This is a genomic window from Sphingopyxis italica (assembly GCF_011926545.1).
Taxonomy (GTDB): domain Bacteria; phylum Pseudomonadota; class Alphaproteobacteria; order Sphingomonadales; family Sphingomonadaceae; genus Sphingopyxis; species Sphingopyxis italica.
Genome location: NZ_JAATIT010000003.1, coordinates 325733 through 338969 on the forward strand (window position 1 = coordinate 325733; position 13237 = coordinate 338969).

General features: G+C 65.2%; 10 protein-coding genes. 3 read left to right on the forward strand and 7 right to left on the reverse strand.

The annotated features are described in order from the left end of the window. Positions 1–65 precede the first annotated feature (65 nt). Entirely contained in the window at positions 66–980 is a 915-nt protein-coding gene (locus GGR90_RS12810) for an alpha/beta fold hydrolase (protein ID WP_245198656.1), read from the forward strand. A 125-nt stretch (positions 981–1105) separates the two neighbouring features. After that, positions 1106–1426, forward strand: coding sequence for a DMT family transporter (locus GGR90_RS12815; RefSeq protein WP_167921842.1), 321 nt, complete (start codon positions 1106–1108; stop codon positions 1424–1426). 2 nt (positions 1427–1428) lie between these two features. On the opposite strand, the gene pepN is transcribed toward GGR90_RS12815, so the two are convergent. Next, entirely contained in the window at positions 1429–4026 is a 2598-nt protein-coding gene (pepN, locus tag GGR90_RS12820; protein WP_167921843.1) for an aminopeptidase N, read from the reverse strand. A gap of 46 nt (positions 4027–4072) precedes the next feature. Between pepN and GGR90_RS12825 the strand changes: the two genes are divergently transcribed. Beyond that, positions 4073–4864: a Rossmann-fold NAD(P)-binding domain-containing protein gene (locus GGR90_RS12825; RefSeq protein ID WP_167921844.1), complete on the forward strand. Its 792-nt coding sequence runs from the start codon at positions 4073–4075 to the stop codon at positions 4862–4864. Here GGR90_RS12825 and GGR90_RS12830 read toward each other — a convergent pair. From GGR90_RS12830 to GGR90_RS12855, 6 genes are all read right to left on the reverse strand, one after another. Next, positions 4861–6126: a DUF445 domain-containing protein gene (locus tag GGR90_RS12830; protein ID WP_167921845.1), complete on the reverse strand. Its 1266-nt coding sequence runs from the start codon at positions 6124–6126 to the stop codon at positions 4861–4863. The two genes, GGR90_RS12825 and GGR90_RS12830, sit on opposite strands and share 4 nt — an antisense overlap. 70 nt (positions 6127–6196) lie before the next feature. Then, positions 6197–9613 carry an efflux RND transporter permease subunit gene (locus GGR90_RS12835; protein WP_167921846.1) on the reverse strand — a complete coding sequence of 1139 codons (3417 nt, stop codon included), beginning with the start codon at positions 9611–9613 and terminating at the stop codon, positions 6197–6199. A gap of 35 nt (positions 9614–9648) precedes the next feature. Continuing rightward, positions 9649–10860 carry an efflux RND transporter periplasmic adaptor subunit gene (locus GGR90_RS12840; RefSeq protein WP_167921847.1) on the reverse strand — a complete coding sequence of 404 codons (1212 nt, stop codon included), beginning with the start codon at positions 10858–10860 and terminating at the stop codon, positions 9649–9651. Between the two features lie 295 nt (positions 10861–11155). Continuing rightward, positions 11156–11428: a GlsB/YeaQ/YmgE family stress response membrane protein gene (locus tag GGR90_RS12845; RefSeq protein WP_167921848.1), complete on the reverse strand. Its 273-nt coding sequence runs from the start codon at positions 11426–11428 to the stop codon at positions 11156–11158. Positions 11429–11552: 124 nt separating this feature from the next. After that, a complete protein-coding gene (locus tag GGR90_RS12850) occupies positions 11553–11816 on the reverse strand; it encodes a GlsB/YeaQ/YmgE family stress response membrane protein (protein WP_167921849.1) in 264 nt (87 codons plus the stop codon). 1136 nt (positions 11817–12952) lie between these two features. Further along, a complete protein-coding gene (locus tag GGR90_RS12855) occupies positions 12953–13237 on the reverse strand; it encodes a hypothetical protein (protein WP_167921850.1) in 285 nt (94 codons plus the stop codon).

Below are 13237 nucleotides of genomic sequence, written 5' to 3' on the forward strand. Positions count from 1 at the left end.
TGACGTAATCGCTTAGCCTTCATCACCGCTGTATCTTTCCTCCATCACATCGACAGGAGGGACGGATGCACAGACGCGAAATCATGGCATGGACGGGCGTTGCCGCAGCGAGCGCCTTGTTCGCGCCGACACGCGCTCGCGCCGCGATCCCGGCGGCAAAGCGGCCGGCCGAAAGCTTCGTCGCGGCGAAGGACGGGACGCCGCTGTTCGTCCGCGATTGGGGTACCGGCCGGCCGGTGCTGTTCCTCGCGGGCTGGGCATTGCCGTCCGATTTCTGGGGCTATCAGATGCTCGCGCTCGCGCGCCAGGGCTATCGCGCCATCGCCTATGACCGGCGCGGGCACGGCCGCTCGGCCGACCCGGGGCGCGGCTATGACCATGACACGCTCGCCGACGATCTGGCGGCGGTGATCGACGGATTGAAGCTCGACGGCGTGACCATCGTAGCGCATTCGATGGGCGGCACCGAGGTCGCGCGCTATTTCGCCCGGCACGGCGGCCGCGGCGTCGCACGCGTCGTGCTCGTCGGCACGATCACGCCCTGCCTGATGAAGCGCGCCGACAATCCCGGCGGCATCGATCCCGCAATGCTCGCGGCGGGCGCCGACCTGCTCGCGCGCGACTTCCCGGCGTGGATCGCCGCCAACACCAAGCCCTTCTTCATTCCCGAAACCTCGGCCGCGATGGTGGCATGGGGACAGGCGATGATGATGTCGACCTCGCTGCTCGCGGCGGCGCAGCTGGCGCAGGCGAATTTCACGACCGACTTCCGGGCCGATGTGCGGAAAATCAACGTTCCGACGCGGATCATTCACGGCGACCGCGATGCCTCGGCGCCGCTCGCGCTGACGGCAAGGGCGACCGCGGCGTTGCTGCCGCAAGCGACGCTCAGCGTCTATGAAGGCGCGCCGCACGGCCTGCCGCTGACGCATGTCGAGCGGCTGAACGCCGAACTGCTCGCCTTGCTTGCGAACACGTAAGCCACTTGCCACCGCGCTCAGGCTGACCTAGGGGCGCGCCCACGACGTTTCTGTCCGATGCGCGCAGCCTCTTTCGGGTTTCCGGCTGCGCCCTTTCCTTCGAGCCCGCATTCGAAGGAAATGATATGGGATGGTTCATCCTGGCAATCGCCGTGTTCACCGAAATCGTCTGGGCGCTCAGCCTGAAATGGGCCGCGACGATCGGATCGTGGCAGGCGTCGCTCGTTCCGATTTCACTGAGCTTCCTGAACATGGCGCTGCTCGCCTTCGCGATGCGCGAGATTTCGGCCGGCACCGCCTATGCGATCTGGACCGGGCTCGGCGCGATCGGCGTGATCATCGGCGGCATCATCCTGTTCGGCGAGAAGGTGAATGGGGTCCAGCTCGGCTTCATGGCGCTCATCGTCATCGGCGTCGCGGGGACGAAGCTCTTCGCCCCCGCCTGACGCTAGCCGGCCAGGCTCTTCGACGCCTGCTCGGTGACGTCGCGCGACAGCCCGCGCTGCGCGAGGATGCGCTCCAGCTCGGCGCGCATCAGCGCCTGCCGACCCTCGTCGAACCGTTTCCAGCGACCGAGCGGCGGGATCATCTTCGCCGCGGTCTGCGGGTTCTTCGGATCGAGCGCGATGACGAGGTCGGCGATCAGCCGGTAGCCCGCGCCGTCAGCACGGTGGAACGCCGCCTGATTGCCGGTCAGCGCGCCATAGAGCGATCGCACACGGTTGGGATTCGCCAGCGTGAAATCGGGATGCCGCGCCAGCTCCTTCACCGCATCGACGGTATCGGGCCGCAGCGACCAGGCCTGCACCTGGAACCATTTGTCGAGCACCAGCGGATTGTCGCGATAGCGTTGATAGAAGATGTCGAGCGCGTGCGCGCGCTCTTCGCTGTCGCCATGCGCGAGCGTCGCGAGCGCCGCCTGCCGCTCGGTCATTCCGTCGGCGTCGGAGAAGATACGGAAAGCCAGTGCCGCGGCATCGTCGAGACCCGCCGCCGCGAGATAGGCGAGCGCCACGCCGCGCAGGCGGCGGCCGCCCTTCGCACCGCGCGACAGGTCCGTCGCCGCGGGCGCATCGCCCGACAGGACCCCACGCCATTCCGCTTCGAGCGCGGCGCCGATCGCACCCTGCAACGCCAGCCGCTCGCGGCGGATCGCATCGGGATCGACCGTCACCATCTGGTCGCCGATAAAGGCTTCGCTCGGAAGCAGCACCGCTTCGGCGACGAAGGCGGGATCGCCGGTGCGGCCCGCGAGCGTCTGCGCCACGGCTTCGATCACCGCGCCGCTGCCGCCGCCCTTGCCCGACACCGCGGCGACGAGCGTGTCGAGCATCAATTGCTGCAAGGCTTCATAGCGGGCGAACGGATCGTCGTCGTGCGCCGCAAGCCAGGCGAGCTCGTCCTCTTCGCGCGCGAAATCGACAATCACCGGCGCCGAAAAGCCGCGATTGATCGAAAGCATCGGTCGGCTGCGATAGCGCCCCAGCGGCACCGCCATTTCGGCGCGGTCGAGCAGAACAAGCCGTTCTTCCTCCGCCCCATGACCGCCATCCAGATCGAAAGCCTTGATGCGCAGCGGGATCTGCATTGGCGCCTTGTCGGGCTGCCCCGGCGTCGGCGGGACGAGCTGTGCCAGATGCAGCGTGCGCTCGCCGGTCGCCGCGTCGGTGCCGATCCGCGCGGTAATGCGCGGCGTGCCCGCCTGCCCATACCACAGGCGGAATTGGGCGAGGTCGATGTCCGCACCATCCTCGATCGCGCGGACGAAATCCTCGCACGTCGCCGCCTCGCCATCGTGGCGCTCGAAATAGAGGTCGGTGCCTTTGCGGAAACGTTCGGGGCCGACCATCGTCGCCATCATGCGGATGATCTCGGCGCCCTTGTTGTAGATGGTCGCGGTGTAGAAGTTCGAGATTTCCTGAAAACTGTCGGGGCGGATCGGGTGCGCGAGCGGCCCGGCATCCTCCGGAAATTGCGCCGCGCGAAGAAGCCGGACATCCTCGATCCTTTTGACCGGCGGCGATCCCATGTCGGCCGAAAAGCTCTGGTCGCGAAAGACGGTGAAGCCTTCCTTCAGCGACAATTGGAACCAGTCGCGGCAGGTGACGCGGTTGCCCGACCAATTGTGAAAATATTCGTGCGCGACGACGCCTTCGACCCCGTCATAATCGAGGTCGGTCGCGGTGTCGGGATCGGCGAGGATGTAGCGGGTGTTGAAGATGTTGAGCCCCTTATTCTCCATCGCCCCCATGTTGAAATCGCCGACCGCGACGATGTTGAACAGGTCGAGGTCATATTCGCGGCCATAGACCGCCTCGTCCCATTTCATGCTGTTCTTGAGCGCGTCCATCGCGTGCCCGGTGCGATCGAGGTCGCCCTCGCGCACCCAGATGCCGAGGTCGACCTTGCGCCCCGACATCGTCGTGAAGCTGTCCTTGTTGACGACGAGATCGCCCGCGACGAGCGCGAAAAGATAAGAGGGCTTCGGCCACGGGTCTTCCCAAAGCGCCCAATGATCGCTCCCTTCCTCGCCCCGCTCGATGCAATTGCCGTTCGACAGCAGGATCGGGAACGCCGCCTTGTCGCCTTCCATGCGCACCCTGTAACGGCTGAGCACGTCGGGCCGGTCGGGGTGGAAGGTGATGCGGCGAAAGCCCTCCGCCTCGCATTGGGTGCAGAGCATGCCGTTCGACGCATAGAGGCCCATCAATTGGGTGTTCGCCGCCGGATTGATCACGGTCTCGATTTCGACCGTCGCCGCCGTGCGCTCGCCCAGATCGACGATCAGGTCGCCGCCATCCATATGCCAGTCGTTCCACACTTCGCCGTCGACGCGCACCGCGGCGGGGGTCAGCCCGTCGCCGCGCAGCACCAGCGGCGCCGGCGCATCCGCTTGACGCACGACCGACAGCGCCGCCGCGACCTTCGTTTCGTCGATCCCCAGCGCGAAATCGAGCGCGATGTCGGGAACCTGCCATTCGGGCGGGCGATAATCGCCGCGGTGGATGGTGACGGGGATGGCGGGCGTGGAGGAAAGGTCGGTCATCCAATCGATCTAGGCAGGACGCCGCCGACGCGCAATAAGGCGCGCGATGGCACGGATGCTGATTTTCGGAATGGGCTATGCCGCGAGCCACCTCGCCGGGCGGCTGCGCGCGCGCGGATGGGACGTCGCGGGAACGACAACCGACGGGCGTGCGGGCAGCATCGCCTTCACCGACGAGCGCGCGGTGCTCGCGGCCTTGCGGGGCGCCACGCATATCCTCTCGTCGGTCCCGCCGTTCGAAGGCGGTGACCCCGTGCTCGCGCGCTATGGCGACGCCATCGCCCTCGCGCCGGCCACATGGACCGGCTATCTTTCGTCGACCGGCGTCTATGGCGATGCGGGCGGCGCATGGGTCGACGAAAGCGCGCGGGTCAAGGGTCGCCGCGCGGATCGCAACGCGGCCGATGCGGCCTGGTCGGCGCTACGCGGCGATGTTCGCGTCTTTCGCCTGCCCGGCATTTATGGTCCCGGGCGCTCTATCCTCGATCGCATCCGCGAAGGTCGCGCGCACCGGATCAACCTGCCCGACCAGGTTTTCAGCCGCATCCATGTCGACGATATCGCGCGCGGCGTGATCGCGTCGTTCCGGGGCCCGGCGGGGGTTTACAACCTTGCCGACGACGAACCCTGCCACCAGAATCGCCTCGTCGAATGGGGCTGCGCGATGCTCGGCGCGGCGTTGCCGCCGCTCCAGACGCTCGACGACGCCGGTCTGTCGCCCGCCGCGCGCGCCTTCTACGCCGAGAACCGCCGCGTCGCGAACGGCAAAGCGAAACGCCTGCTCGGCTGGAAGCCGCGCTATCCGACGTTTCGCGAAGGCCTCGCCGCGAGCGACTAGATCAAAACATCCACCGTGTGGATCAGCACCCCCACCAGCCCGCCGACCAGCGTGCCGTTGATGCGGATATATTGCAGGTCGTCGCCGACGGCATTTTCCAGCCGGTCGGTGATCGTCTTCGCGTCCCAGCCGCGGATCGTGTCCGACACCAGCTTCAGCGCGGTCTCGCCATAGCTGTCGACGATGCCGACGACGGCGCGGCGCGCATAGCGGTTGAGCGTGCGCTTGATGCCCGCGTCGTCGCCAAGCATCGCGCCGAATTGGGTGACGAGTTCGCCGATCCGGCCCGCGAGCATCGTGTCGGGGTTGCGCGCCGCCTTGAGCAATGCGCTGCGCCCCTGCTCCCACAGGCCGTCGAGCCAGCGTTTGACCGCCTTATTCTCGAGTAGTTCGTCGCGGACCTTGGCGACCTTCGCCTTGACCTCGGGGTCGTGCTGCAGGTCGAGCGCCATCTTGGCGAGCCCTTCCTCGACGCGGATGCGCAGCGGGTGCGTCTCGTCGACCGCCATTTCGCTGAGCAGCTTCGCCAGCCCCGCGACGATGCGGTTCGAAATGCTTTCGTCGAGCCCGGTGAAGCGCACGATCGCATTGCTGTTGTCATGCACCATCTGGTGGATCAGATGCTCGTTGAGTTCGAGCGTCTTCGACCCCCATTTGACCATCGCATCCAATAGCGGTTGATGCCGTCCCTCGGCGAGCGCGGCCTGGAGTGCCTGCCCGAGCAGCGGCGCGACGTCGAGCTCGCGCAAGCGATCGGCGATCGCCGACTTGACCATGCCGCCCAACCTTTGCTGGTCGAGCGCGCCGAGCCCGTCGGCGATGATCCGCGAGGCGCCAAGCCGCAGCCGTCCGCCGCCCTCGCCCGGTTCGGACAGGAATTTGCCGACCGCGCCTGCGACGTCGACCGTCTGCATCTTGCGCGCGATCAGGCGCGGCAGCAGGAAATTGGTGAGCAGGAAGCGCGCGAGCGTGTCGCCGATGCGGTTCTTGTTGCGCGGCACGATGGCCGTATGCGGGATCGGCAGCCCCATCGGGTGGCGGAACAGCGCGGTGACCGCGAACCAGTCGGCGAGCCCGCCGACCATCGCCGCTTCGGCAAAGGCGCGGACGAAGCCGATCGCGGGATGGACGTCCTGAAAATATTTTGCGCCGACGAAGATGATCGCCATGACGACGAGCATTCCCGTCGCGACGACGCGGATATTCGATCCTCTCGCCGGAATGGCGACGCCAATCGGCCGGGCGAGCATGCGGTCGGTCATGCGAACCAAATGGCGAAATGCCGCAAAGGTTGCAACCGGCGCAGATGCTTACCGCGCCGGCCGATCCGCATCATTCCGCCGGATGCGGCGCCGGCTCTCCGTGCGGCTTGGTGTCGTCGCCCTTCCGATAGGTCAGCAGGTTGCTCGAGAAGAAGCGGCCAAGACGCTTTTCGATACTGTCGGCGAGGCTGAAGCCCGCAGGGACGATCAGCAGCGTCAGCAGCGTCGACAAGATCAGCCCGCCGATCACGACGACGCCCATCGGCGCGCGCCATGCCCCGTCGCCCGACAGCGACAGCGCGGTCGGCACCATCCCCGCGACCATCGCGACCGTGGTCATCACGATCGGCTGCGCGCGCTTGCGCCCCGCGTCGAGCAGCGCGTCCATCTTGCTGACGCCATGATCCATTTCCTCGATCGCGAAATCGACGAGCAGGATCGAGTTTTTCGCGACGATGCCGAGCAGCATCAACAGGCCGATATAGACGGGCATCGAGATTTCCATGCCGGTGACTGCCAGGCCGAGCAGGCCGCCGAGCGGCGCGAGCAGCAGCGACGACATATTGACCAGCGGCGAGAGGAAGCGGCGATACAGCAGCACCAGCGTCGAAAAGACGAGCATCAGCCCCGACACCACCGCGATGATGAAGTTGTTGATCAGTTCGGCCTGCCATTTCTGGTCGCCCTGAACCACTTTGCGTATCCCCTGCGGCATGTTCTTGACTGCGGGCAGCGCGTCGATCTTTTGCTGCGCGTCGCCGGTGACGAGCCCGGGGGCGAGGTCGGCGCCGATCACGATGCGCCGCGTCTGGTTATAGCGGCGCAACTCGGTCGGCCCGGCGCCGAAGCCGATCTCCGCCACCGATTTCAGCGGCACGGTGGTCCCGCGCGAGGTCGGCACCGGCAGATTCTCGATCGTCGCGAGGCTGCGGCGCGAATCTTCGGACAGGAGGACGCGGATCGGGATCTGGCGGTCGGACAGCGAGAATTTGGCGGCGTTCTGATCGATATCGCCCAGCGTCGCGATGCGGATCGTCTGGCTGAGCGCCTGGGTCGTCACGCCGAGTTCGGCGGCGAGATCCATGCGCGGGTTGACGATGATTTCGGGGCGCGGAATGTCGCCCTCGATCCGCGGCGCGCGCACTTCCTTGAGCTTGCTCATCTGGTCGACGATCAGGCGCGCATGTTTTTCGAGCGCGACCGGATCATCGCCGCCGATGACCATCGTGATGTCGCGGCCCGAAAAACCGCCCGACTGACTCTGGAACGTCACGCGCGCGTCGGGGATGGCCGCAAGTTTCGGTTGCAGGCTGCGTTCCCACTCGACACTGGTGGTCGGACGGTCTTTCTTGAGCGTGATGAAGGCGTTCCCGCCCCCGACTTCGACGTCGTAGAATGCGGTTTCAACGACCGGGTTGTTATCAAGGATTTCCCCGATCTGCCGGACGATATTCTCGCTTTGCTCCAGCGTCGAACCCGGCGGCAGTTCATACTTCACCTGGCTGTAGTCGCTGTTGATCGTCGGCTGAAACTGCTGCGGCAGGACCATGAACAGAATGATGCTCGACGCGAAGGCGAGGAAGCCGATGCCGACGATCCACACCCGATGGTCGAACAGGCGTGCATGGGCGCGCCGGACCATGAAAGCCGCCCAATGGGTGAAGGCCCATTGGCGCATCCCCACCGCATAGGCGAGCGCGCCGAGCAGGATCGCGATCAGGCTGGTCGCCAGAAAGGTGACGATCGCCATGAACGGGGTCAGCAACAGGAAGTGTATCGCCGGATTCGGCCCCTCCTGTCCCGTCGGAACCGGCTGGAAATAGCTGTAGATCGAGAAGAGGATGTAGAGGCCGGCGAGGACGAGCGGCACACCGAGATAGGCGAGCTTCGTCGGCACCGCGTCATAACTGGCCTTCTTCGCCTGCTGCTTGCTGCTGTCGAGTGTCCAGGCGAGCAGCTTTTCATAGCGGTCGACCCACGGCCCCGCAGCATGGTCCTGCTCGCCCTGCGCCGCCAGGAAATAGGCCGCGATCATCGGGGTGATCATGCGCGCGACCGCCAGACTGACGAGCACCGCGAACACGACGGTCAGGCCGAACTGGATGAAGAACTGGCCCGAGATGCCCGGCATCAGCGCGACCGGCAGGAACACCGCGACGATCGACATCGTCGTCGCGACGACCGCGAGGCCGATTTCGTCGGCGGCGTCGATCGACGCCTGATAGGCGGTCTTGCCCATTCGCATATGCCGGACGATATTCTCGATCTCGACGATCGCGTCATCGACAAGCACCCCGGCGACGAGGCTCAATGCGAGCAGCGACAGGCTGTTCAGCGAAAAGCCCATCATGTCCATGAACCAGAAGGTCGGGATCGCCGACAGGGGAATGGCGAGCGCGCTGATCAGCGTCGCGCGCCAGTCGCGCAGGAACAGGAATACGACGACGACCGCGAGCACCGCGCCCTCGATCATCGCGAGCATCGAGCTGCGATATTGCTCCTTGGTATATTCGGTGCGCGTGAACAGGATCTTGAAGTCGACCTTCGGGTTGTTCTTCTTGATCTGCTCGAGCTTCTTCATCGTCTCGTCATGGACGGTGACGTCGGACGCGCCCTTCGCCTTTTCGATCGAGAAGCTCAGCACCTGGCGCCCGCGAATCTTCGCAAGGTTGCGCTGTTCGGCATAACCGTCGGTGACCCTCGCGATGTCGGCGAGGCGGATGGTGCGGCCGTCGCCGATCGAGAGGCGCATTTCGCCGAGCTGGAAAGCATTTTCCGCGTTGCCGAGCACGCGCACCGCCTGTTCGCTGCCCGCGATTTCAGTGCGCCCGCCCGCGGCGTTGACGTTCACCTGCCGCAGCTGCTGGTTCACCTGGCTCGCGGTCAGGCCATAGCTTTGCATGCGCGCGGGATCGAGGATGACGCGGATCTCGCGGTCGACGCCGCCCGACCGGCTGACCTGGCTCATCCCCGGGATCGACAGCAATTCCTTCGCGACATTATTGTCGACGAACCACGACAATTGCTCGAGCGTCATGTCCGACGCCTCGACCGCAAAATAGGTGATCGGACCGCCCGCGATGTCGACCCGCACGACCTGCGGTTCGAGGATGCCGTCGGGCAGGTCGCTGCGGATCTGCTGAATCGCCTGGTTGACGTCATTATAGGCGCGGTCGATCGGCGTGCCGATCGCGAACTGGACAAAGGTGCGGCTGTTGCCCTCGCTGACATAGGAGGACATTTCGTCGACGCCGCTGACCCCGCGGATCGCCGCCTCGACGCGCTGCGTCACCTGCGTCTCGAGCTCGGTCGGCGCCGCGCCGGGCTGAGCCACGATGACCTGCACCGCGGGGAATTCGATGTCCGGCTGGTCGTTCACGTCCATCCGGTTGAAGCTGACGATACCCGCCAGCAGCAACAGGACGAACATGACGACCGGCGGCACCGGATTGCGGATGCACCAGGCGGAGATGTTGCGAAAGCTCATGATTCAAACGCCTTTATGCGCGTGCGGTCCGGAAATTACTGCGACGATTTCTGCACCACGGGCTTGACCTTGTCGCCGACGTTGAGGAAGGCGCCGGCCAGCACGACGACACGTTCGTTGCCGGTGAGGCCCGAGGCGATCGACACGCCGTCGTCGGTGACCGTGCCGACCTTGACCGGGCGGCGCTGGATCAGATTCTTGTCATCGACGATCAGCACATAATTGCCTTCGGGGCCGCTCTGGACCGCACTTTCGGGAAGCATCGGCGCCTGCGCCGTGCCCGCCACCAGTTCGGCATTGGCGAAGCCGCCGGGACGCAGCGCCTTGCTGTACGGAACCGCGATGCGGACCATGCCCTGCCGGGTGTTGGGATCGATCACCGGCGCCACCTGCCACACCTGCCCGGCGATCTGCACATCGGTGCCGACCGGGTTCACTGTCGCGCGTGTGCCGACGCGCACGCGTTGCAGATCCGCCTCGGCCATCTCGGCCAGCATCTCCATCTCGCCGCCGCGCGCCATGCGGAACAATATGCCGCTGCCCGCCCCGACGATCTGGCCGACCTCGACATCGCGGGTCAGCACCAGCCCCGCCGCGGGGGCGATGATGTTGAGGCGGTCGTTGCGCGCGGTCGCTTCGGCATATTGCGCCTGCGCGACGCGGACGCGTGCGTTGGCGGCATCGCGGGTCGCGCGCTTGCGATCCATGTCGGCCTTGGAAATGAAGCCGCGCGACACCAGCGCCTCCGCGCGTTCGAGCTCGGCCTGCGCCAGCTTCGCATCGGCCTGCGCGACGCGGATCGAGGCCGCGAGGCTAGCGGCCTGCTGCGCCTGGACCGAGCGATCGATGATCGCGAGCGGCTGTCCGGCATCGACCCACTGGCCGGGCTCGACGAGCACGCGCACGACCTCGCCGCCTTCACCCGCGACGCCGACGGGCATTTCGCGGCGCGCCGCGATCGTGCCGTTGGTCGCGATCGTCGCTTCGACCGACTGGCGGCCGGGAACGACGACGGTGATGCTGGGGATGCTCGCCGCGCCTTCGCCGCTCGCCGCCGCGCCATCGGCTCCGGCCGCGCCGCCCTTGCTGGCGCTGAAGGCGTACCACGCCGCCGCCAGCGCGAGTGCGATCAGCACCACCGCGACGATCAGCCGCGTCCGCTTGCGCCGGCTGTCGTCGGCGTCTTCATAAAAGCTTTGCGTGCCCGCCAGGCTGTCCATCACATCCACTTTCCGCTCGTAGTTCACGCCGAAAATCCTCCCTGCCTTGCGCGGCATTATGATGCGGAAGGCGCGAGCGCGCCTGCCCCCTTCGACCCCGCACAACAGGATCAATCCTCTGTCGAGGTGTATTACCTAATTAAATCACCACTGGCAAGAGGCGAAACTTCGCCGTCCCCCCGAAGCCCCGGATCGCGCGCCATAGCCGCGTTCTCACGCGATTTCCAGTGGTTGCGGGCATGAAAAAGGGCGGCCCACCCTTAAGGCGGCCGCCCTTTTCTTCGCGCCGGTCCCGCCGGGACCGGCCACTATTGCAACACCGTCAGCGAACGCGGCCGCGGCGTACCAGGTTGACGATGGCGAGCAGAACGACGGCACCGACAAAAGCGGCCAGAAGTGTCATGGGATCAAATGCGTTGTCACGCAACCGGCCTCCGCCAACGCCGAACAGGCCGAACAGGAATCGACCCAGAAACGAGCCCACGCAGCCGACGATAATGTTGAGGAAGATGCCTTGCTGAGCGTCGGTGCGCATCACGATGCTCGCTAGCCAGCCGATAACGCCGCCCATAATGATTGCGATAATGAAATCCATCATATTGACCCCCTACGATCGTTGTTGCCGCCTGACCCTGCAGGCCTGTCATTGGTAACCCAAATATCTGAAATCGCCTAGCGGAATGGCGGCGGCGGATTATGACCGCCCGCCGCCATGCCGGTCAGCGGACGCTGCCGCGCCGGATCAGATTGATGATCCCGAGCAGCACGACCGCGCCGATGAAGGCCCAGAGCAGGCCGATCGGGCTGAAGGTGTCGAGGCTGGCGCCCATGCCGAAGAAACTGCCGAGGAAATTGCCAAGAAACGCGCCGACGATGCCGACGACGACGTTCAGGAGGATGCCCTGTTGCGCGTCGGTGCGCATGACGATGCTCGCCAGCCAGCCGATGATGCCGCCGACGATCAATGTGATGATCAAACCCATGATTTTCCCTTCCCTGAATCGGCCGGGCACGCGTCGGCGGCCGGCGATTATCGAAACGCCCGGTCGTGCCCGGACATCGCTTCAGCGATAAGGGGACAATGCGGTCGGGGATCGAAAGGTTCCCGGCCGGCCCTTTCAGGCGCGGCCGGGAAAAGGGGGATCGGTTCCTGATCGGGAACGTCTCCGGGTCGCAATATCGCCCTAAGCAGCGCAGTTTGACGCTGGTGTGACGAAAGTCACTGGCGCAAAATTAATTGCGGCGAGGGAGGAGGGGCGGGTAGACAGAAGGCGTGAACGCGGCGTTGGAGCATGGTCCCGTCGGACCGTATCTCGTCATCCCGGCGGAGGCCGGGATCTCACCCTCTCAACCTGACGCACCGGTGAGATCCCGGCCCCTTCGACTGCCTTGCAGGCGCTCAGGACAGGCTTCGCCGGGATGACGATCTAATCAAGAATGATAGATTCCAGGGGTCAATGCGGCCACTGCCGCAATACGGCCGGGCGCAAACGAAATGGGGGCCGGCATCGCTGCCAACCCCCACTATCCGGTTTTGCCCTGCTGGCTCCGTTCCACCTCATCCCGGTCCGCTTCTCTCGCGATCAGCGGCCCGCAAAACGATGCGTCACGGCGCCCGCCGGGAGCAATCCGGCGACGGTTTGGTCGGCCCCCTTTCGGGGGCCGGCCGCACCTGGAAAGCCCTTCATCATCTCTTCTTGCGTCCGCCGAAGCGGTCGCCCTCCAAGCGATGGACTGCATTTCCTGTACCCGATCGGGTCCGTATCAACTCGTGGGAATCGCTACGTTCCGTGATCAGGCTACCGGTCGATTTCCTCGTAGGTCCGTCCGTTCTCTTCCGGCTAGTCTTGCAACTACCCTTGATGTCCCGGTGGTCCGACGTCTCTGTCGTCCGATGATTGGAAGCTGACACGAAGCGTTCGGGCCGCCAACAAAAAATGCACGAAAAGCCCCCGGAAACGGCCCGCACTTGTGGATAACTCCGGCATTAGCAACAAGCGGATTCGCCGCGGCATTTTTGTAACAGTGGCGCAGCATTTTCGGATTCGGCAGCGCGCGATTCACGCCGACCATCGAGTCGCGAATCGACTGATATTGCTGCGACCTCCAGACGACTCGGTCAGCCGATGAAAATCTGAGCCAACACCCCAGCAACCGACAAGACAACAGCTACCACCGAAACCCCGAGCGCCCTTTTTGCTAACCTGTCGGTCGAGCGTGCGGACAACTCCGCATGAGCAAGTGCGATGAGTGTGTTACACTCGGCTACGGAAGGCACCACCGATGCTTTGAGACGGTTTCGTTCGGCCTGCAGCGCATTGATGTGCGTTCGCAGATCGCGATCGTTCAGCACGAATAGATCGGTCGTAACCAACTCTTGGTTACTTTTCGCTTCTTCTGGCAT

What these genes read in the sequence shown, in the direction of transcription:
- GGR90_RS12845 (WP_167921848.1), bottom strand. Translation starts at nt 11,428, where the DNA reads ATGGATTTCATTATCGCAATCATTATGGGCGGCGTTATCGGCTGGCTA.
- GGR90_RS12815 (WP_167921842.1), top strand. Translation starts at nt 1,106, where the DNA reads ATGGGATGGTTCATCCTGGCAATCGCCGTGTTCACCGAAATCGTCTGG.
- GGR90_RS12855 (WP_167921850.1), bottom strand. Translation starts at nt 13,237, where the DNA reads ATGCCAGAAGAAGCGAAAAGTAACCAAGAGTTGGTTACGACCGATCTA.
- pepN (WP_167921843.1), bottom strand. Translation starts at nt 4,026, where the DNA reads ATGACCGACCTTTCCTCCACGCCCGCCATCCCCGTCACCATCCACCGC.
- GGR90_RS12835 (WP_167921846.1), bottom strand. Translation starts at nt 9,613, where the DNA reads ATGAGCTTTCGCAACATCTCCGCCTGGTGCATCCGCAATCCGGTGCCG.
- GGR90_RS12850 (WP_167921849.1), bottom strand. Translation starts at nt 11,816, where the DNA reads ATGGGTTTGATCATCACATTGATCGTCGGCGGCATCATCGGCTGGCTG.
- GGR90_RS12830 (WP_167921845.1), bottom strand. Translation starts at nt 6,126, where the DNA reads ATGACCGACCGCATGCTCGCCCGGCCGATTGGCGTCGCCATTCCGGCG.
- GGR90_RS12825 (WP_167921844.1), top strand. Translation starts at nt 4,073, where the DNA reads ATGGCACGGATGCTGATTTTCGGAATGGGCTATGCCGCGAGCCACCTC.
- GGR90_RS12810 (WP_245198656.1), top strand. Translation starts at nt 66, where the DNA reads ATGCACAGACGCGAAATCATGGCATGGACGGGCGTTGCCGCAGCGAGC.